Here is a 21,037-nt window from a genome sequence, read left to right as displayed (position 1 = left end):
CAGATATTAGATTAATTTTGTTACCAACTTTTTTTCTGGTTAGTAGGTTAAAATTAGCACAAGTTCCAGATGTATTTTGAATATAATCATGATATAATAAGTGTAAAATAAGGAAAAGGGGTTGCAATACTTGGACGTAATAAGTGAAGCACTAGATAAGATAGGGTACCTTAGCCTACCACATATTGGGATAAGAGACATTATAGATATATTAGTTGTAGCATTCTTTATTTACAAAGTTCTTATGTGGATTAAGGATACGAGAACATGGGCACTTCTAAAGGGCGTTGTAATTATTATTGTAGTGGCTGTCGTAGCTTTTGTATTTCAATTGCATACTGTTTCGTGGATTATATCAAATGCGATCACTTTAGGTGCCATTGCAGTACTGGTATTGTTCCAACCGGAGCTTAGAAGAGCTTTAGAACAAATTGGGCGAGGCAATTTATTGGGTTCTATTCTTTCTACAGAAGAGGGAATGATAGAAGGTCTCCTAGATGAAACGGTAGAGGCTATTGTCAAAGCAAGTGTACAAATGGGAAAAGTAAAAACAGGTGCACTAATAGTAATTGAACAAGAAACGAAACTTGGAGATGTAGAAAGAACGGGTATTCCTATTGATGCCGTTGTTTCTAGCCAATTACTTATTAACATATTTGAGAAAAATACACCTTTACATGATGGCGCGGTAATTATTAGTCACAATAGAGTATCAGCTGCGACTTGTTTCTTACCATTAAGTGATAGTCTAGAAATTAGTAAAGATTTAGGGACAAGACATAGAGCAGCAATTGGTGTATCAGAAGTAACAGATGCACTTGTCGTTGTTGTATCAGAAGAAACAGGACATATCTCATTTGTGAAAAATGGGAAAATTAGAAGAGGCCTTGATGGTGAAGGATTAAGACGTATATTAGGATCATCAAAGAGACGCAAAAAGCATGAAAGAAAAATGATGCTATGGAAAGGAAAACAAAAAAATGAATAGATTTTTATCCAATAACCTTCCTTGGAAAATAGTTTCTTTTTTACTTGCAGCTCTACTATGGTTCTTTGTTATTAATTCTCAAAATCCAGTTTTAACTAAAGAAGTAAGAGTACCTTTAACCATTAGAGGTATTAATGAGTTAGAAGCTAAAGGATATGTATTACAGAATGAAGAAGAACTAAGAAATATGCAAGTACGTGTACTTCTAAAAGGTCCAAGGCTTGATATGGAGCGTCTAGCAAGTGATGCGGTGCAAATTGATGCAAGACTCGATCTTACTCAATATGCGAATATGCTTACAGCTGAAGATGCAGACTCTATAGATAAGACTGTAAGAGTACCTGTATATATTAGTGTAGATAGTATTACAGCAGAAGATATTAGACCAAGGGATATTAGTGTAATCTTTGAAAGAGAGAAGTCAACAACTAAAGAGATTATCTATAATATTGAAAATGAGAGTAGTAGTGAATATGCAGCCCTCGATCCAATTTTAAAGCCAAGTGAAGTGGTGATAAGCGGACCTAAGAGCGGTGTAGAAAGTGTTGAAACTGCAGTTATCAATATTAATGTAGAGAACTTTTCAGAAGATACATTAAGCTATACTGTACCAATTACTTTATTAGATAAAGATGGACAGGAAGTTACTGGTGTTAAAAAAGTCCCTGAATATGTAGAGGTTACATTGCCTATAGGCAAGAAAAAGAAGGTTCCATTAGAACCACAATTTAAAGGTACACTACCAGCAGGCTATATTCAGACTAATATTATTATTAATCCTAAAGAAATAACTATAGTAGGAAAACCAGAAGTTGTAGATCAAATCAACTCAATTAAACTAGAAAAAATTGCATTAGATAATATTATACAAAGCAATACATTTAGAGCAGATTTTATTCTGCCTGAAGGTATAGAGTATATTGATAATATAGAATCAAAGGCTAATGTAACATTAGAGATTCAAAAAGAAACAGATTATAGTTATGATATTAGTCTAGAAGAAATGAAACTACAAGTTTTAGGGCTACCTGAGGATTATAAATATGAGATGGTAAATCCTTCAGTCAATGTAATTTTAGCAAGCACAGCTGAAAAATTGCTAGGATTTACATCAGATCAATTAAAAGGAACAATAGACTTTAGCAAGATTCGCCCACTTTCAAATGGTGAATATAAAATGCCATTACAGTTAGTTGTCCCAGAAGGATTTAAAGTAGTTAATACACCAATTTATCTAAATATCAAAGTAGAAAAAATACAAGAAGAAGTTATACCTCCTGTAACAGAAGAACCAGTAGAGACACCTGTAGAAGGAGAAGTGACACAGCCAGAAGGCGAAGAATAAAGAATGTAAAAGTAGCTAGAAATCTAGAATGAAGTATAGATTTCTAGCTTTTTGTTTTTAGACGTGCATTAAAACCTTGTCAGTGTAGTAAAATGGTATTATAATTTTAAATGGGCAAAATAGACATATAAATGACAAAATAATTGTATAAAATTAATGAAAAGAGAATGGAGAGCGATAAAATGGGTAAGTTATTTGGAACTGATGGTGTACGTGGTGTAGCAAATAAAGAGTTAACAGGACAACTTGCATTCCACTTAGGGCAAGCAGGAGCTTATGTATTAACAAAAGAAACAAAAAAACAACCTAAAATTTTAGTAGCACGCGATACACGTATATCTGGAACAATGCTTGAATCTGCACTTGTAGCAGGAATTTGTTCTGTAGGAGCAAAAGCTATTTGTGTAGGTGTTATCCCAACACCAGCTGTTGCCTACTTAACAAAAGAGTTAGGTATGGATGCAGGTGTTATGATTTCTGCATCTCACAATCCACTTGAATTCAATGGAATTAAATTCTTTAATTCTGAAGGTTATAAATTAAGAGATGAATTAGAAGACGAAATTGAAAACCTTATCGTATCTAGACCAGAAAGTATTCCACTTCCAGAAGGTGAAGAAGTAGGAACATGGTCAATTGATGAAAGTGCAATAGAAGCTTATATTGACTATGTATGTGATACAATTCCTGGAGATTTAAAAGGAATCAAAGTACTTATAGACTGTGCAAATGGCGCTGCATCAGAAGTAGCACCAATTGCTCTAGAAAGATTAGGGGCAGATGTAGAAGTCATTCATAATAAACCAAACGGTGTAAATATTAATAAATTATGTGGTTCAACCCATATGGATGACCTAAGTAGACAAGTTGTAGGACGTGGTATGGAAGTAGGGATTGCCTTTGATGGTGATGCAGATAGATGTCTTGCAGTAGATGAAAAAGGCGAACTTATTGATGGTGACCAAATCATGAGTATTGTTGGTTTAGACATGAAAAAAGATGGTCGTTTAAAACAAGATACAATTGTTGCTACTGTTATGAGTAACTTAGGTTTTACTGTTATGAGTAAAGAAGAGGGGATTAATCTTATCCATACACGTGTTGGTGACCGTTATGTACTTGAGAACATGCTTAAACATAATTATAATTTAGGTGGAGAACAATCAGGGCATGTAATCTTTTTAGATTATAACACTACAGGTGATGGACTTATTACAGCAATTCAACTTCTTTATGTTATGAAGAAAACAGGTAAGACACCATCTGAGCTTAAATCTATTATGCAAGTATATCCACAAGTATTAGTTAATGCTATTGTTAAAAATGAACATAAGCATGACTATCTTGAAGACTTAGAAATTCAAGCATCTATTACAGCCCTTGAAAATAGATTTAAGGGAGAAGGACGTGTGCTTATTCGTCCATCTGGTACAGAACCTCTTGTTCGTGTTATGATCGAAGGAAAAGATAAACAAGTTATGCAAGAAGAAGCAGAAAAACTTGCTCGCTTAATTGAAGAACGATTAAATTAGTTAAAAAAGGCTTATTTTATATAAGCCTTTTTAATTTTGTATATTTTTATGCAATTTATATTTATTATTTCCTATATAATATGATAAGATTAAAGAAGATTGTTGTATAAGTTGGTGGAAAAATGAAAAAAAAGATAATAAGTACTGTATTTTTTGTAATATTAACGACAGGCACACTAGGATATGTAAAAAGTCATTACATAAAGGAATTAATATTTAAAACAGAAAGTTTACAAATAGAAGATAATTTTTATGACAAATATGAAATGAATACCTTACAAGCTGTAAAAAATCATTTATTACATAATCAGTTGCTCTATAGTAATGATAATATCAATACAAAGGTTCAAATTTTATATCTAGAATATCTTCTTAAGAATAATCAAGAAAAAGAATTTAAGCAAATGGCTGAAGCAATCATGAAAAGCCTTATGACTAAGGAAGAATTGATTGCAGTTGGTGGCTATATTCAAGATGAGTCTATTCAACCTGTTCATAAAGCATCTCTTGAAGATAACTTAAAAATGTATAAATTGGCAGTAAGAGCACACAAAAATTGGGATGATCCACTATATCAAGAAATAGCTAATCTTTTAGAAGAACAAATGTATAAATATAATGTAGTAAAAGGAAAGTTATATTCTTATTATGACTCAATGAATGATATAAGAGAGGGAGAAGTTGAGCTAGGAGATATAGATTTAAAGGCATTAGCGGTATTAGAGAATCATAGTGTAGATTGGAAGGGCCTCCTCCAAAAAGGTAAAGATATTGTAGAGAAAGGCTTTATTAGTCGTTCTTTTCCGTTATATTATACTTACTACAATTATGATGAGAAAACTTATAGTACACAAGAAAAGCTAGACACTTTAGAAAGCTTACTTATTGTGCAGGATCTATCAGAAAATGGACTATATAAGTCTGAGACAATTAAATGGCTTAAAGAACAGATAAAAGCCGGAGGGATATATGAACAATATGACTCAAAAACAGGGATGATTACAAGTCACCAAGAGACAATTGCCATATATGCAGTTATTAGCCAAATAGGAAAAAATGTGGGTGACATAGAACTTTATACACTAGCTATGGAAAAAATGCTTAGTTTTCAAGTGAAAGACAAAGAGAATAGGTATTTTGGTGCATTTATAGAGAAGGGGCACGATGAGTTAAATGAATATGATATTGTACAAGCACTGTTAGCATTTTAATTAGCATATATGCTAAAAAAGATGGGGGAAACTATGAAAAGAACAGAAGGCACGATAACAATAAAGAGATTAATTAGCCATCCTATTACGGTATTAATAACTTTATTGGTAGTAGCAGTATCTTTAACTTGGGGAAGTTATAAATTATTAAGTCATTACATAAGAGGTGATTTTGCTGAGCAGATGGAGCAAGTAGTCTATGGTTTAGAAAAAGATATTAATGAAGTTAATCTAGCGATAGGAATCATTATAGTAGGTGTAGCAAGTATTTATATTATTTTATGTTATAAATTTTTAGTAGACTATAGAAAGTATCGCAATGAAATAAGCCAAATGGAAAAATCAAAAGATTTAATGGTAATTAAGGTTAGTCATGATGGAAAGATTACTTACTGTAATAGATATGCAAGAGAAACATTGGGCTATTCTTCAAAGGAAATTAGAGAAAAAGCAATTTTTGATGTTTTATTTAAAAGTGAGTATGGGAAAATTGAAAAACTTTTAAAAGCACAAAAACTAGGAATTATAACAATAGATCTTAATTTCTTATCTAAGAACTACAAGAAGCTCTATACTATTTGTACTGTAAAACAAATAATGAGTAAAGAAAGAGAAAACACTGATTTTCATATGGAAATTTCTGCAGTAGATATTACTCTATTTGATTTAACAGAGAAAGATAAAGACCAAATTAATGAGCTCTATGAAGAAATTGCTCGATCAGAGGAAGAATTGCAGAAAAAATATGAAGAGCTATGTGATAAGAAAGAAGCCTTACAAGTTAGTGAAGAACGCTATAGTATGGTTATTGATACCGCAAGTATTGGAATTTGGGACTGGGATCTTAAAGAAAAGAAAATCTATTGCTCACCCAAAGTACAAGAAATTTTTAATTGTCAAACTATGAATGAACAAGAAAATATTGATTTAGGATGGATTCATCCAGATAATAGAGAGTTAGTGCAAAATAGTGTAAAGCTTTGTACATTACAAACAGAAGATCAATATGACTTTGAATGTCGTGTTCTTAATAAATATAACAAGTACATATGGGTATATATTGTAGGGAAAATTTTGCGTAATCAAGATAATACCCCGATAAGAATGACTGGTTCTATTGCAGATATTAATGATAAAAAGATTAATGAAGAACGTATTAAATATATGGCTTATTATGATGAGTTAACAGGTTTAGCAAATAAGAATTATCTTAAGGAAATATTTGAAGAACATAAAGAACAAGAGAGTACGTTCCTTTATCTAGATGTTGATAATTTTAAATTTGTAAATGATTCTTTTGGCTATAAAGGTGGAGATCAAGTTCTAGCTGAATCTGGTAAACGATTTGAATACTTACAAAATGATAAGGTTACTATTGCACGTGTAGCAGCAGATGAATTTGCTATTTTATTAAAAGAAACTATAAGAGAAGAAGAAATAAAAGCATTTATAGAGAAGCTGAACAGATGTTTTGAAGAGACATTTATAATAGATCAGATTGACTTCGGTATTTCCTTTAGTATAGGTGTAGCCATTTATACTAAGGAAAGTAGTGATACGTTTGAGGATGTACTTAATAAAGCTTGTACAGCAATGCACAGGGCTAAAGATAAGGGGAAACGTAATTATATTTTCTTTGAAGATGAATTTAAACAGCATACATTGGAAAAAATTCAAATGGAGAGTGAATTAAGACAAGCCATTCAAAAACAAGAATTTGCTCTTTACTACCAACCACAGATGAAAATAGAGACAGGTAAGGTTAAGGGCTTTGAAGCACTAATTAGGTGGATCAAAGAAGATGGTACAATGATACCACCAGATAGGTTTATTAGTGTTGCAGAAGAAACGGGATTAATGGTACCTATAGGATCATGGGTAGTAGAAGAAGCCTGTAGATTTATTAATAAATTAAAGGAATCTGGATTAGATGATATTTATGTAGCTGTGAATATTTCTGTTGTTCAACTTATACAAGATAATTTTGCAGAAAAGATTGAAGAGATTATAGAGCATACTCATGTTGAACCCGAAAGGCTCCATATAGAAATTACAGAGACAATGTTAATGGAATCTATAGACGTTAATATTGAAAAGGTAGAAAAGATTAAGGAAAAGGGAGTTAAAATATCTTTAGATGACTTTGGAAAGGGATATTCTTCGTTAACGTATCTTAAACAACTTCCTATTAATGTACTAAAAATAGAAAAAGCATTTGTAGATGATATTTTACAAGATGAAAAGAAAAACATTACAGGAGCTATTATTAATTTAGGGCATGAACTATCTTTAGAGGTTGTAGCAGAAGGTGTAGAAGAAGAAGGTCAGTTAGAGTATTTGAAACAGTGTAATTGTGATTTAATACAGGGATATTTATTTAGTAGGCCTATTCCAGAAGAAGAGGCCATTCAATTTATTCAAGATAGGATAAAATAAAAAAAAGAAAGCGACAGGGGAGCTATCGCTTTTGAAAATAGATATTTAGGGTTTTAATATTTATACAATTAATGTTGGGGTTTGAGATAATGTTCAATGGGGAGGAATCACAATTATCTCAGAGCTAGTTTAGGCAAAATCAAAAGAACTTATGCAATAAAAATTAAAAATGTTATATACTAAGTCTATCAAAAGTAGAAAGGGAAAATGAATGTCAAAATACGATTTATATAACATTTTAAAAGAGAACTTACTCAGTCAAATAGAATATGAATTTCAAGTTGGAGCTTATCAGGAAATTAATTATGGAATTCAATTTGATGTAATAGAAGGTGATAAAAAGTCAAAAGTACGTATTTACGAAAGTAAGAAGAAGGGTGTTACTTTAGATTTATCACAAGTGAAATATGAGGAATTAAAAGCAGTTATTCATAATATAAATAGTAATGGGACAAGTAAGAATCAAGAAAAAGTAATCAGCAAATTTATGAGTGATCGTCTAGAAATTCCAATGATAGGAGTAGATGAGTCAGGTAAAGGAGATTACTTTGGTCCACTAGTAGTAGCAGGAGTATATGCCGATGAAGCTTTAAAAATAAAATTAAAAATGTTAGGTGTAGCAGATAGTAAGGCATTAACAGATATTAAGATTGCTAAGTTAGCCGAACAAATAAAGGTTATTTGTGATTATAAAATTCTAGTGTTTGATAATGTAAGATATAATACTGCTTATAATAAAATAGGAAATCTGAATCTTCTTCTTGCAGCAGGGCATGCTAAAGTCATTGATGAATTAGTTGTGCAAACAGGGGCACAAGTAGCGTTATCGGATCAATTTGGCGATGAGAAGCTGATTAAAAATTGTTTAAGAGAAGCAAGTAAAGGGATTACTTTAGAACAAAGACCACGTGCAGAACAAAATGTAGTTGTTGCAGCAGCAAGTATATTAGCAAGAGATGCCTTTGTAAGCAACATGCAAGGGTTAGAAGAAGTTTATGGTCAAAAGTTCCCAAAAGGAGCAAGTGCCCAAACAGTAGAAGCAGGTAGGAAATTTGTATACCAATTTGGCAAGGAACGTCTAAATGAGGTTGCAAAGTTACATTTTAAAACTACAGATAGCTTATAGAATAAGAGAAAATTTACCTATATATTATTGTGTATAGAAAGTATATAATAGATCTAAGGATAACTAGCATGCTTATTTTAGCAAATGTTATCCAAGGACGCAGTATCCATTTACTTCGATGAGTTGATCATGAAGTATTATGGATAATAGTCATCGGATGAAAGATCATGCTTGAAATATAGGCCGCTTGAGCGGTGGGGGGTGCCTAAAATGCAAGAAGAGATAAAGTGCAATTGTTGTGGACAGCCTATCAAGAAACCAGATGGGCGTAACTGCGAAGATTATCTACAAGTTGAAAAGACATGGGGGTATTTTTCTTCAAAAGACCTTACAAGTGATTCATTTATTATATGTGAAGCATGTTATAATAAATGGATTAAAACTTTTGCCATACCTATTAAAGAGGCGCCAGTTCTTGAAATCTTTACAACTGAAGACGAATAAAAGTTTGAAAGAGCTGTTGTATAAATACAACAGCTCTTTAGTGTATTTAGGAATATAGAATACAATATAAAAAAATGTATAAGATAGGAAAGTTGTAACAGTTGGAATAAAAGGATATAATACAGTTATAAGTCTAGAAAGGATGTAGAACATGTTAGATATTTGTTTGCTTGGAACGGGTGGAATGTTGCCGTTACCAGAGCGTTTTTTGACAGCAATGCTTGCAAGATATAATGGAAGAAAACTTTTAATTGATTGTGGTGAAGGTACACAAGTTACCATGAAGATGTTAGGATGGGGATATAAAACTTTAGATATTATTTGTTTTACACATTATCATGGAGATCACGTAACAGGACTGCCAGGATTACTTTTAACTTTAGGCAATGCAGGACGTGAAGAACCACTTACTATTATTGGACCACCAGGGCTTAAGAGAATAGTAGATGGTTTAACAGTAGTATGTAGAGATATTACATTTCCATTAAATTTAATAGAATTACCTTATGAGAAAAATGAATTAGTAGTAGGCGAGTTTCATATTAGTGCGCTTCCTGTACCACATAAAGTACCTTGCTTTAGCTATGCTATAGAGAATAAAAGGCAGCCTAAGTTTGTAGTAGAGAAAGCACGTGAGAACCAAGTACCACAAAAGCTTTGGAAGAAGCTTCAACTTGGTGAAACTGTAGAAGAAAGCAATAAGGTATATACGCCAGATATGGTACTAGGAGAAGCAAGAAAAGGAATTAAAGTATCTTATAGTACAGATTGTAGACCAACGGAAGAACTTACAAAGTTTGTCCAAGGGTCAGACCTATTCATTTGTGAAGGAATGTACATTGAGGATGAATTAGAACAAGTGAAAAAATATAAGCATATGCTAAGTAGTGAAGCAGCACAAATTGCTAAAAAAGCAGAAGTAAAAGAACTTTGGCTGACTCATTTTAGCCCAGCGGTACCGAATTCAAAGATAGATGTATCTGCCATTTGTGAGATTTTTCCAAATACAATTGCAGGAACAGATAGAATGACAACAACTATAGGATTCGAGGAGTAGACATTTCTAAAAGGGGGACAGGCATGAGGAAAGCTATAGCTGTATTAATTATGCTAGGCGTATGCAGTATTTATTTTCTAGCGATGAAAAGTCAAGACGTGGCAGATGTAGTAGATACAGTAGCTATACAAGAGGAATTAAAGGCTGATATGAATGAACGTATTGAACGGATTATTGAACAAATTGAAGCAGAATATCCAGCTACACCTAAGCTACTAATAGAAGTAAGTAATGAGATTATGGAAGTACAGTATAGTGAAGCTTGGGAGCCAGACAATGAGTTAGAAAAACAAACACTATTAGCATTAAGACTTCTATGCAGTAATAGACTACTAGAACTAAATACTTACAATAAGCAAATAGAAAATTTACGTACCGAGCTTATTAAGAACCATACAGAAGGTGTATATCTAAATAATAGTAAAATAGAAAGTATTAATTTCTTAACCCCAGATGATGCTTTTGTAGAAGTTATTTACGATACGACTAAAGGGACTCAAAAAAGGGAATATACTTTAGTTAAAGAAGAAGGACTATGGAAAATATACAGTTGGAAAGACCTTGGGCCTGTAAGTGAGGACCAGGTTGTGGAGGAATAAAAATGAAGGATATAAAAATACTTGCGATAGAAACATCTTGTGACGAAACAGCAGCAGCAGTAGTAGTTAACGGAAGAGATGTACGTTCAAATGTTATTTCAACTCAAATTGACTTACATACTAAGTTTGGAGGAGTTGTACCAGAGATAGCATCACGTATGCATGTTGAAAAGATTAATGTGGTGATACGAGAAGCGTTAGAAAAAGCAAATATGACATTAGATGATATTGATGTAATTGGTGTAACATATGGGCCAGGTTTAGTAGGTGCCTTATTAGTAGGTGTAGTAGCGGCTAAGGCGATTGCCTTTACTAAAAATATACCATTAGTAGGTGTACACCATATTGAAGGGCACATTGCAGCTAATTATATTCAAGAGCCTACATTAGAACCACCATTTTTATGTTTAGTTGTATCAGGAGGACATACGCACCTTGTTCATGTTGCAGATTATAATACTTATGAAATTATGGGTAAAACAAGAGATGATGCAGCAGGAGAAGCTTATGATAAAGTTGCACGTGCTATTGGCCTTCCATATCCAGGGGGACCAAAGATTGATGCATTAAGTAAAGAAGGAAATAAAGATGCTATTGCCTTTCCAAAGGCAATGATAGGAGATGGCTATGACTTTAGTTTTAGTGGTCTTAAATCATCTGTACTAAACTATGTTAATAGCGCAAAGATGAAAGGAGATGAATTACCAATAGCAGATATCGCAGCCAGTTTTCAAAATACAGTAGTAGAAGTACTTGTAACGAAAACAATGGCACTTGCGAAAGAAAAAGGCATTACTAAAATTGCCTTAGCAGGTGGTGTAGCAGCTAATAGCGGTTTATGTGAAGGTATGGAAGCAGCTTGCAATAAAAATGGTTTTGCATTCTATCATCCAAGTAAAATACTTTGTACAGATAATGCAGCAATGATTGGTTCAGCAGCGTACTATGAATATTTAAGAGGTTCACGTGCTGATATGACATTAAATGCTGTTCCGAACCTACCACTTGGTAAAAAAATATAACAAAGGGGAGGGGGTAAAAAATGGAGAAAATAATTAGGTTTCTCATCTCTGGTATTATTGCAGGGATAGCTTCCATAATGGTAGTAGATCTACAGGAGAAACAAATTATTCCTAGTAATTTTGGCGATACATTACAAGGAAGTTTGAAATTTTTATATGAGTATAAAGAACTTATAGTATTTATAATTATTTTTGGACTTATGTTTATAACAATAGGTGCGTTTATATCTAAAAAAATCACACCTAAAATAGAAGCTAAGTTAGCTAAAGCTTCTATGATTGAAACACTCATATATATTATTGGATTTGCTATAGGATTAGGCATTGCAAATTTAATAGGTAATCCTCTTCTTACAAGCCAATCAGATATGATGAATATACTATGGGGAATATTACTCTATTTAGCGTTAGGCTATATTGGTGTATATATCGTACACATTAAAAAAGATGAAATAAAAGGTTGGTTTAGTAAGAAGGATAATAATACACTATGGAGTGCACCTAAAATTCTAGATACAAGTGTCATTATAGATGGGCGTATTCTAGATATTATTAAGACTCAGTTTATTGAAGGTAAAATTATTATTCCCACATTTGTATTAGATGAACTTAGACATATTGCAGATTCATCTGATAAGTTAAAGAGAAATAGAGGGCGAAGAGGTTTAGATATTTTAAATGAAATGCAAAATCTTAAGCAGCCACCAATCGAAGTGATGGATATAGATTTCCGTAATATTAAAGAAGTAGATGTTAAGCTTATTAAGTTAGCAGAACAAATACATGGAGCAGTTGTAACTAATGATTTTAACTTAAATAAGGTGGCACAGCTACAAAAGGTTACGGTATTAAATATTAATGATCTTAGTAATGCGGTAAAACCAGTGGTTCTTCCTAATGAAGAAATGGTGATAACGATTATAAAAGAAGGTAAAGAACAAGAGCAAGGTATAGGCTATCTTAATGATGGAACAATGATCGTTGTAGAAAATGGTAGGAAAGCAGTAGGAGAAACAAAGACAGTACAGGTTACTAGCGTACTTCAGACTTCTGCAGGACGTATGATTTTTGCTAAGATTATTAAATAGAGGAGTTTTATAAATGAATAAAATAGCTGCAGTTATTGTAGCAGGTGGAAGCGGTTCACGTATGGGAACAAAAGTTAAAAAACAGTATTTAAAGCTAAAAGGCAAAGAAATACTGACTCATACTGTGGAACGCTTTTCCACTATTGCTCAAATAGAAGAAATTATTGTAGTAACAGGTGAAGAAGATATTGAATATGTTACTACATTGTTGAGAGATACTTATAAGATCAAAAAGGTTAAGGCTGTTGTAGCAGGAGGAAAGGAAAGACAAGACTCATGCTGGAATGGTATTAGTAATGTAAGCGAAGAAATGGATTATATCATGGTACATGATGGAGCAAGGCCGCTTATAAGTGAAGCAGTAATCAATGCCAGTATAGAAAAAGTAAAAGAATGTAGAGCTTGTATTGTAGCTGTACCTGTAAAAGATACAATTAAACAAGCTGATCAAGAGGGGAAAATCATTAACACGCCTAGAAGAGAAACTTTGTGGGCAGTACAAACACCTCAAGTGTTTGAAAAGGGATTATTAATAAATGCCTATCAAGAAGCTTATGAAAAAGCTCTGCAAGTTACAGATGATAGTATGATTGTAGAAGCCTTTGGAGAAGCTGTTCATATTGTTCAAGGGGAATATACTAATATTAAAATTACTACACCAGAAGATTTATTATTAGCAGAAAGACTGATATAGATAGGTGTTATCAAAAGGTATATTTATAGTTACTAAAAAGGAATGATCTATCATTATAAATATGGAAAAGCTATAAAACTAATTTGAATCGTTAGTTTTATAGCTTTTGTATTTAATTCTTATGATCAAAAAGATTCGTCGAACTTAAGAGAGCCTGAAGAAAATCTAAAGAGAATAGAGTAATGAGGATAATTATGAGAAGGCTGATGAATAGATAGAAGAGATGGTAAAAGGCCTTCTAATACAAGTCTATTTACTAGGATGATTATAATAAATAGGCTTAATGGACATATAGTTTTATAAAGAAAGTTATAGATGAAATAGGGAATAAAAGAAAAGATGAAAAAAGTTTAAAAAACATGTTGACGTATGACAAATGCCATGTTATATTAAATAAGCACTAAGGGCAAGCAAGCACTTAAGGCAAAAGTTAAGAACTAATAACTCAAATAAAAAGTAGAAATTAGTGCTTGACAAACAACATACAAGTTGATAAAATAATCAAGTGTCAAGTCGAAAGACAAGCACTTGAGAATTAAATCTGGAGAGGTGTCCGAGCGGTTTAAGGAGCTGGTCTTGAAAACCAGTGACTCCGAAAGGGGCCGTGGGTTCGAATCCCACCCTCTCCGTTAATCCGTTAAAGTGTAAGACCACTGTGGAGAAGTACCCAAGTGGTTGAAGGGGCTCCCCTGGAAAGGGAGTAGGTCGTTAATAGCGGCGCGAGGGTTCAAATCCCTCCTTCTCCGCCATTTTAATAGGATGTTTGAACATTGAAAATAAAATAGTAACCATTAAACCAGTCGATTCAAAAGTCACTTCGAGTGACAAAGTCAGTACTACTTAACAGTACAAAATGTCAGATGACAAACTTTTTAATTGAGAGTTTGATCCTGGCTCAGGATGAACGCTGGCGGCGTGCTTAACACATGCAAGTCGAACGGACAGAGGGAGCTTGCTCCNAACATTATTAATAATATTTAAATCTACAATTTAACCGAAAATAAATACTTATTCTGTTATATTTAACAAGAACAAGGCAAATATTCAATGACATAATCATTGTATATAGGTCAAGCTACTAAGAGCGTAGAGTGGATGCCTTGGCACCGAGAGCCGATGAAGGACGTGATAAGCTGCGAAAAGCTACGGGGAGTTGCAAATAAACTTTGATCCGTAGATGTCCGAATGGGGAAACCCGACTGAGCAAACCTCAGTCATCATACAGCCAATCCATAACTGTATGAGGGGAACGTTGGGAACTGAAACATCTAAGTACCAACAGGAGGAGAAAGAAAAATCGATTTCCTAAGTAGTGGCGAGCGAACGGGAAACAGGCCAAACCAAAGTGCTTGCACTTTGGGGTTGCGGACTGCGACATGGCAAGATAGAGGATAGTCGAAGCGTCTGGAAAGTCGCATCATAGAGGGTGATAATCCCGTAGACGAAATCTGATTGAAGCCTAGCAGTATCCAGAGTACCACGAGACACGAGAAACCTTGTGGGAAGCCGGGGGGACCACCCCCCAAGCCTAAATACTCCTCGGTGACCGATAGCGTATAGTACTGTGAAGGAAAGGTGAAAAGAACCCCGGGAGGGGAGTGAAAAAGAACCTGAAACTCTATGTTTACAAGCAGTGGAAGCACCATATGAGTGCGACCGCGTACTTTTTGTAGAACGGTCCGGCGAGTTATTCGTAGTGGCAAGGTTAAGTACCAGGAGGTACGAAGCCGAAGGGAAACCAAGTCTGAATAGGGCGCAATTTAGTCGCTGCGAATAGACCCGAAACCGGGTGACCTACCCATGGTCAGGATGAAGTTACCGTAAAAGGTAATGGAGGTCCGAACTCACATCTGTTGAAAAAGGTGGAGATGAACTGTGGGTAGCGGAGAAATTCCAATCGAACCCGGAGATAGCTGGTTCTCCTCGAAATAGCTTTAGGGCTAGCGTTGTTAGGAGTCTAATGGAGGTAAAGCACTGAATTCCCTAGGGGGCCCACAAGCTTACCGAAGGATATCAAACTAAGAATGCCATAAAGATACCAACAGCAGTCAGACTACGAGTGATAAGACACGTGGTCAAAAGGGAAAGAGCCCAGACCATCAGCTAAGGTCCCCAAGTGTATGTTAAGTGGAAAAGGATGTGAGATTTCGAAGACAACTAGGATGTTGGCTTAGAAGCAGCCATACATTCAAAGAGTGCGTAATAGCTCACTAGTCGAGAGATCTTGCGCCGAAAATGTCCGGGGCTAAAACATACCACCGAAGCTATGGAATGATACTTAGTATCATTGGTAGAGGAGCGTTGCATCGACACAGAAGCAGTACCGTAAGGAGCTGTGGAGTTTATGCAAGTGAGAATGCCGGAATGAGTAGCGAGATAGAAGTGAGAATCTTCTAGGCCGAATATCCAAGGTTTCCAGGGTAAAGCTGATCTGCCCTGGGTAAGTCGGGACCTAAGGCGAGGACGAAAGTCGTAGTCGATGGACAACTGGTTGAAATTCCAGTACTACCTATTATCAGAACTGCAGGGACGCAGAAGGATAGGGAAGGCGCAGAATGGAAAGCTGCGTGTAAGTACAAAGCTACATCTAGTAGGCAAATCCGCTAGACGAGAGTGAAGTACGATACGGATCGAAATTAAAGTAGAGAAGTTCCTGAATCCACACTGCCGAGAAAAGCTGCTATTGCGTGATAGGTACCCGTACCGTAAACCGACACAGGTGGATGAGGAGAGAATCCTAAGGCCGACGGGAGAAGCGTTGTTAAGGAACTCGGCAAAATGACCCCGTAACTTAGGGAGAAGGGGTGCCTACTTCGGTAGGCCGCAGAGAATAGGCCCAAGCAACTGTTTAGCAAAAACACAGGTCTCTGCTAAACCGAAAGGTGAAGTATAGGGGCTGACGCCTGCCCGGTGCTGGAAGGTTAAGGGGAGAGGTTAGGAGTAATCCGAAGCTTTGAACTTAAGCCCCAGTAAACGGCGGCCGTAACTATAACGGTCCTAAGGTAGCGAAATTCCTTGTCAGGTAAGTTCTGACCCGCACGAAAGGCGTAATGATTTGGGCACTGTCTCGACAGCGCACCCGGTGAAATTGTAGTACCAGTGAAGATGCTGGTTACCCGCGACAGGACGGAAAGACCCCGTGGAGCTTTACTGTAACTTGATACTGAGGTTGGGTATTACATGTACAGGATAGGAGGGAGGCTAAGAAGTGTGGACGCCAGTCTGCATGGAGCCGCCGGTGGGATACCTCTCTTGTAATACTTAACTTCTAACCATAGCCCGTGATCCGGGTTTGGGACAATGTCAGGTGGACAGTTTGACTGGGGCGGTCGCCTCCGAAAGAGTAACGGAGGCGCTCAAAGGTAACCTCAGAATGGTCGGAAACCATTCGTAGAGTGCAAAGGCAGAAGGTTGCTTGACTGCGACACCGACGGGTGGAGCAGGTACGAAAGTAGGACTTAGTGATCCGGTGGTATGAAAGTGGGATTGCCATCGCTCAACGGATAAAAGCTACCCCGGGGATAACAGGCTTATCTCCCCCAAGAGTTCACATCGACGGGGAGGTTTGGCACCTCGATGTCGGCTCATCGCATCCTGGAGCTGAAGCAGGTTCCAAGGGTTGGGCTGTTCGCCCATTAAAGCGGTACGCGAGCTGGGTTCAGAACGTCGTGAGACAGTTCGGTCCCTATCCGTCGTGGGCGTAGGAAGTTTGAGAGGCGTTGTCCTTAGTACGAGAGGACCGGGATGAACAGACCGCTGGTGCATCTGTTAGGCTGCCAAGCCTATAGCAGAGTAGCTAAGTCTGGAGCTGATAAACGCTGAAGGCATCTAAGCGTGAAACAGACCTCAAGATAAGACTTCCCATCCAGAAATGGAGTAAGACCCCTTGTAGACTACGAGGTAGATAGGTTGGAGGTGTAAGCATGGTAACATGTGTAGCTGACCAATACTAACGGTTCGAGGGTTTGACCTAAAAAACAGGTTAAAAAATGGTTATGTTTAGTTTTGAAAGTATAAAAAATACTTGACATAGTTCAAGTGAAATGATATACTTATCAAGTATTCCTCGATAGCTCAGCGGCAGAGCATTCGGCTGTTAACCGAAGGGTCGTAGGTTCGAACCCTACTCGGGGAGTTTAATAAGGCCCATTGGTCAAGCGGTTAAGACACCGCCCTTTCACGGCGGTAACAGGAGTTCGATTCTCCTATGGGTCATTGTAAGTTAATAGCAACAGTTCACAGAATACGCCGACGTGGCTCAATTGGCAGAGCAGCTGACTTGTAATCAGCAGGTTATCGGTTCGAGTCCGATCGTCGGCTTCAGTGAGGGCCCTTAGCTCAGTTGGTTAGAGCATCCGGCTCATAACCGGACGGTCCTGGGTTCGAGTCCCCGAGGGCCCACTGTAAAACTATTAAATTACATATTTCAGCAAGGCCCAGTGGTACAGTTGGTTAGCACGCCGCCCTGTCACGGCGGAGGTCGAGGGTTCGAGTCCCTTCTGGGTCGTTTTGGTCGCTTAGCTCAGCTGGGAGAGCACCTGCCTTACAAGCAGGGGGTCATAGGTTCGAGCCCTATAGCGACCATTAATATGCCCGAGTGGCGGAACTGGCAGACGCACAGGACTTAAAATCCTGCGAGCTAACCCTCGTACCGGTTCGATTCCGGTCTCGGGCATATTTACCAAAAAGATTAAAAATAATATTGTGTGCGCATAGCTCAGCTGGATAGAGCGTCTGACTACGGATCAGAAGGCCGAGGGTTCGAATCCTTCTGTGCACGTTTCTTTTAATCAAATATAAAAGAATATAGAATTAATATCATGTGCGCATAGCTCAGCTGGATAGAGCGTCTGACTACGGATCAGAAGGCCGAGGGTTCGAATCCTTCTGTGCACGTTATTTTTTTGCTCAAAAAGCAAGAAAAGTGCCGACGTGGCTCAATTGGCAGAGCAGCTGACTTGTAATCAGCAGGTTATCGGTTCGAGTCCGATCGTCGGCTTAATATAAAAGAGGAATTAAAGTAGAATTTACTTTAATTCCTCTTTTTCGTTTATCTTGTTAGTATTACTTTTAAGCCTACATCGAGAGAAAGTAAAAAAAATATATATTAAGGTCAATAAATTGCATTTCCAAGTATAGAGATTACCAGTATGATTAGAACATAAACTAAATAAATCTATATGAAGCATATGGAGGCCTATATGGAAAATACAAAGAGAATGGGAAGAGTTACAATTCCTACACAAGTAGGATTTGACCAAGAAACAATAGAGCTGATTGCTAGATGGGGAGCGGATGCAATAAGAGATTGTGATGGTACTAAGTTACCAGACTCTATTAAAAAGGAAGTTGAAAAAGTATATACAACTTACTTCTTAACTAGAGGTGACCAAGAATGGGCTTATAGTAATCAAGAAGATCTACAACAATTTTATTTAATGAGTGAATATACCTTAGCTGAAGGGAATACATTAGAAATTGATTTATTAAAGGGCTTTTTTGAGCAGCAAATTCGTATTGATGAATTACATGATGCTAAAGAATGGTGGGAAGTTATAGACCGTACAACAGAGGAACGTGTAGCAAAAGAAAGCTGGTCTTATAATAATGGAAAAGTAACCATTGAGGATGCTATTCCTTGGCATGAATATACAGTAAGCTTTTTATCTTATGCTATTTGGGATCCGACTCAAATGTATAATCATATTACAAATGATTGGGGCGATAAGCTTCATGAGATGCCCTATGATGCAAGAAAACCTAAAACACGTGACCACATGCTTAAAATTCTTAAAGAATGGTTGGATGAAAATGAAGATTGTACAGTAGTTCGTTTCACAACATTTTTCTATCATTTCACATTAGTATTTAATGATTTAGCTAAAGAGAAGTTTGTAGACTGGTTTGGATATAGTGCAAGTATTAGTCCAGATGCTTTAGAAGCTTTTGAACAAGAAAGAGGTTACAAATTAACACCAGAAGATATTGTTAATAAAGGATACTATAACTCACCATTTTGTGTACCTTCAAAAGCCTATTTAGATTTCTTAGATTTCCAACAACAATTTGTATGTGAGCTTGCTGCTAAATGTGTAGAAATGGCACATGAAAGAGGCAAAGAAGCTATGATGTTCTTAGGTGATAACTGGATTGGAACAGAACCATATGGTAGACACTTTGAAAAGATTAAGTTAGATGCAGTAGTAGGATCTGTAGGAAGTGGTGCAACACTTCGTATGATTTCAGATATTCCTCATGTTAAATATACAGAAGGGCGTTTCCTTCCATACTTCTTCCCAGATACATTCCATGAAGGCGGGGATCCAGTAAAGGAAGCCAGAGAAAACTGGCTTTGTGCGAGACGTGCGATTATGCGTAAGCCAGTTGACCGTATTGGTTATGGTGGTTATTTAAGTTTAGCTGCACAGTTCCCAGACTTTGTAGAGTATGTAGAGCATGTATGTAATGAATTTAGAGAAATCTATGAGAATATCAATGGAACAAAACCTTATGTAGCACCATTTAAAGTAGCAGTATTAAACTCTTGGGGTAAACTCAGAAGTTGGCAAACACATATGGTAGCTCATGCATTATGGTATAAACAAATTTATTCTTATATTGGAATTATTGAAGCTTTAAGTGGTATGGCAGTAGATGTAGAATTTATTAGCTTTGACCAAATTAAAGAAGAAGGTATACCAGAAGGCGTAGGTGTTATTATTAATGCTGGTGACGCTGGTACAGCATGGAGTGGTGGTGAAAACTGGAATGATGAGAAGGTTATTACTACAATCCGTGAATGGGTATATAATGGTGGAGGCTTTATTGGTGTTGGAGAACCATCAGCTTACTTAAAGGGTGGCCGTTTCTTCCAATTAGCTGATTTACTCGGTGTAGATAAAGAAGTAGGGTTTACACTAAGTACAAGAAAGTACAATCAAACACCAATTAAGGAACACTTCCTTCTAGAAGATGTAACAGATTCTTTAGACTTTGGTGAAGGTATGAAAAATATCTATGCTAAGCCAAATACTACAGTACTTAATATAGAAAAAGAAGATGTAGGATTAGCAGTTAATCAATATGGTAAAGGTAGAGGTGTCTATATAGCAGGATTACCATATAGTGCTCAAAATACAAGGCTTTTATTACGTGCATGTTATTTTGCAGCATCGAAGGAAGCATTATTTAATAGCTGGAGTACGACTAACCCATATACAGAATGTACATATTATCCAGAGACGAAGAAAATGGCAGTTATTAATAACACTTATGAAGAACAAATAACAACAGTATACTTTGAGGGCGGCAATAAGCAAGAAATTAAACTTGAGCCAATGGGTATTAAATGGTTTAATATCTAATATTAAATAAATAAGTAAATAGAAAAAAGCGAAAGGCTATAACTTAACAAAGATTAGGTTATAGCCTTTTTGGGTTTATAAGTAATTTATATAAAAAAAGATATAAAATAATAAAATTTTGCTAATTTTAA

At 36.0% G+C, this 21,037-nt stretch carries 13 protein-coding genes, 12 tRNA genes and 1 rRNA gene; all 26 read left to right on the top strand.

Annotated elements, in window-relative coordinates; translation table 11 throughout:
- The first annotated feature begins 139 nt into the window (after positions 1–139).
- The 26 genes from cdaA (at position 140) to gnpA (ending at position 20,906) form a co-directional block, all read left to right on the top strand.
- The gene (cdaA, locus tag BN2390_RS13900; protein WP_053986331.1) at positions 140–988 is read left to right on the top strand and encodes a diadenylate cyclase CdaA; all 849 of its coding nucleotides are present in this window, start codon (positions 140–142) and stop codon (positions 986–988) included.
- The gene (locus BN2390_RS13895) at positions 981–2,333 is read left to right on the top strand and encodes a CdaR family protein (RefSeq protein WP_053984925.1); all 1,353 of its coding nucleotides are present in this window, start codon (positions 981–983) and stop codon (positions 2,331–2,333) included. Before cdaA ends, BN2390_RS13895 begins: the two co-directional genes overlap by 8 nt.
- A 182-nt stretch (positions 2,334–2,515) precedes the next feature.
- Complete coding sequence (gene glmM, locus BN2390_RS13890) at positions 2,516–3,865, top strand: phosphoglucosamine mutase (RefSeq protein WP_053984924.1); 1,350 nt, start codon at positions 2,516–2,518, stop codon at positions 3,863–3,865.
- Positions 3,866–3,987: 122 nt separating this feature from the next.
- Positions 3,988–5,076 (top strand): hypothetical protein, encoded by a 1,089-nt coding sequence (locus tag BN2390_RS13885; protein WP_053984923.1) that lies wholly within the window; start codon positions 3,988–3,990, stop codon positions 5,074–5,076.
- Positions 5,077–5,109: 33 nt separating this feature from the next.
- A complete protein-coding gene (locus tag BN2390_RS13880) occupies positions 5,110–7,512 on the top strand; it encodes a sensor domain-containing protein (protein ID WP_053984922.1) in 2,403 nt (800 codons plus the stop codon).
- A 211-nt stretch (positions 7,513–7,723) separates the two neighbouring features.
- Complete coding sequence (rnhC, locus tag BN2390_RS13875; RefSeq protein WP_082238789.1) at positions 7,724–8,638, top strand: ribonuclease HIII; 915 nt, start codon at positions 7,724–7,726, stop codon at positions 8,636–8,638.
- A gap of 210 nt (positions 8,639–8,848) precedes the next feature.
- Complete coding sequence (locus tag BN2390_RS13870; RefSeq protein ID WP_053984921.1) at positions 8,849–9,082, top strand: hypothetical protein; 234 nt, start codon at positions 8,849–8,851, stop codon at positions 9,080–9,082.
- 151 nt (positions 9,083–9,233) lie between these two features.
- Positions 9,234–10,139 carry a ribonuclease Z gene (locus BN2390_RS13865; protein WP_053984920.1) on the top strand — a complete coding sequence of 302 codons (906 nt, stop codon included), beginning with the start codon at positions 9,234–9,236 and terminating at the stop codon, positions 10,137–10,139.
- 23 nt (positions 10,140–10,162) lie between these two features.
- Positions 10,163–10,738 (top strand): hypothetical protein, encoded by a 576-nt coding sequence (locus BN2390_RS13860; RefSeq protein ID WP_053984919.1) that lies wholly within the window; start codon positions 10,163–10,165, stop codon positions 10,736–10,738.
- Between the two features lie 2 nt (positions 10,739–10,740).
- A complete protein-coding gene (gene tsaD, locus BN2390_RS13855) occupies positions 10,741–11,760 on the top strand; it encodes a tRNA (adenosine(37)-N6)-threonylcarbamoyltransferase complex transferase subunit TsaD (protein ID WP_053984918.1) in 1,020 nt (339 codons plus the stop codon).
- Positions 11,761–11,780: 20 nt separating this feature from the next.
- Positions 11,781–12,848 carry a PIN/TRAM domain-containing protein gene (locus BN2390_RS13850; protein ID WP_053984917.1) on the top strand — a complete coding sequence of 356 codons (1,068 nt, stop codon included), beginning with the start codon at positions 11,781–11,783 and terminating at the stop codon, positions 12,846–12,848.
- 13 nt (positions 12,849–12,861) lie between these two features.
- Positions 12,862–13,542 (top strand): 2-C-methyl-D-erythritol 4-phosphate cytidylyltransferase, encoded by a 681-nt coding sequence (ispD, locus tag BN2390_RS13845; protein ID WP_053984916.1) that lies wholly within the window; start codon positions 12,862–12,864, stop codon positions 13,540–13,542.
- A gap of 543 nt (positions 13,543–14,085) precedes the next feature.
- Positions 14,086–14,171, top strand: a tRNA-Ser gene (locus BN2390_RS13840).
- Between the two features lie 28 nt (positions 14,172–14,199).
- Positions 14,200–14,291: transfer RNA gene (locus BN2390_RS13835), tRNA-Ser, on the top strand.
- Between the two features lie 319 nt (positions 14,292–14,610).
- Positions 14,611–17,515, top strand: a 23S ribosomal RNA gene (locus BN2390_RS13830).
- 90 nt (positions 17,516–17,605) lie between these two features.
- Positions 17,606–17,677, top strand: a tRNA-Asn gene (locus tag BN2390_RS13825).
- Between the two features lie 8 nt (positions 17,678–17,685).
- Positions 17,686–17,757, top strand: a tRNA-Glu gene (locus BN2390_RS13820).
- A gap of 32 nt (positions 17,758–17,789) precedes the next feature.
- A tRNA-Thr gene (locus BN2390_RS13815) sits at positions 17,790–17,862 on the top strand.
- Positions 17,863–17,869: 7 nt separating this feature from the next.
- A tRNA-Ile gene (locus tag BN2390_RS13810) sits at positions 17,870–17,943 on the top strand.
- A 32-nt stretch (positions 17,944–17,975) separates the two neighbouring features.
- Positions 17,976–18,049 (top strand) — tRNA-Asp (locus BN2390_RS13805).
- A 4-nt stretch (positions 18,050–18,053) separates the two neighbouring features.
- Positions 18,054–18,126: transfer RNA gene (locus tag BN2390_RS13800), tRNA-Val, on the top strand.
- A 7-nt stretch (positions 18,127–18,133) separates the two neighbouring features.
- Positions 18,134–18,217, top strand: a tRNA-Leu gene (locus BN2390_RS13795).
- Positions 18,218–18,248: 31 nt separating this feature from the next.
- A tRNA-Arg gene (locus BN2390_RS13790) sits at positions 18,249–18,322 on the top strand.
- Between the two features lie 42 nt (positions 18,323–18,364).
- Positions 18,365–18,438 (top strand) — tRNA-Arg (locus tag BN2390_RS13785).
- 30 nt (positions 18,439–18,468) lie between these two features.
- Positions 18,469–18,541, top strand: a tRNA-Thr gene (locus BN2390_RS13780).
- A 202-nt stretch (positions 18,542–18,743) separates the two neighbouring features.
- Positions 18,744–20,906 (top strand): 1,3-beta-galactosyl-N-acetylhexosamine phosphorylase, encoded by a 2,163-nt coding sequence (gene gnpA, locus BN2390_RS13775; protein WP_053984915.1) that lies wholly within the window; start codon positions 18,744–18,746, stop codon positions 20,904–20,906.
- Positions 20,907–21,037: the final 131 nt, after the last annotated feature.

The sequence above is a fragment of the Niameybacter massiliensis genome (assembly GCF_001282685.1).
In the GTDB taxonomy this organism is placed as follows: Bacteria; Bacillota; Clostridia; order Lachnospirales; family Cellulosilyticaceae; genus Holtiella; species Holtiella tumoricola.
Note: the sequence above shows the minus strand (reverse complement) of the source record. Positions and strands in the feature narration are given on the sequence as shown.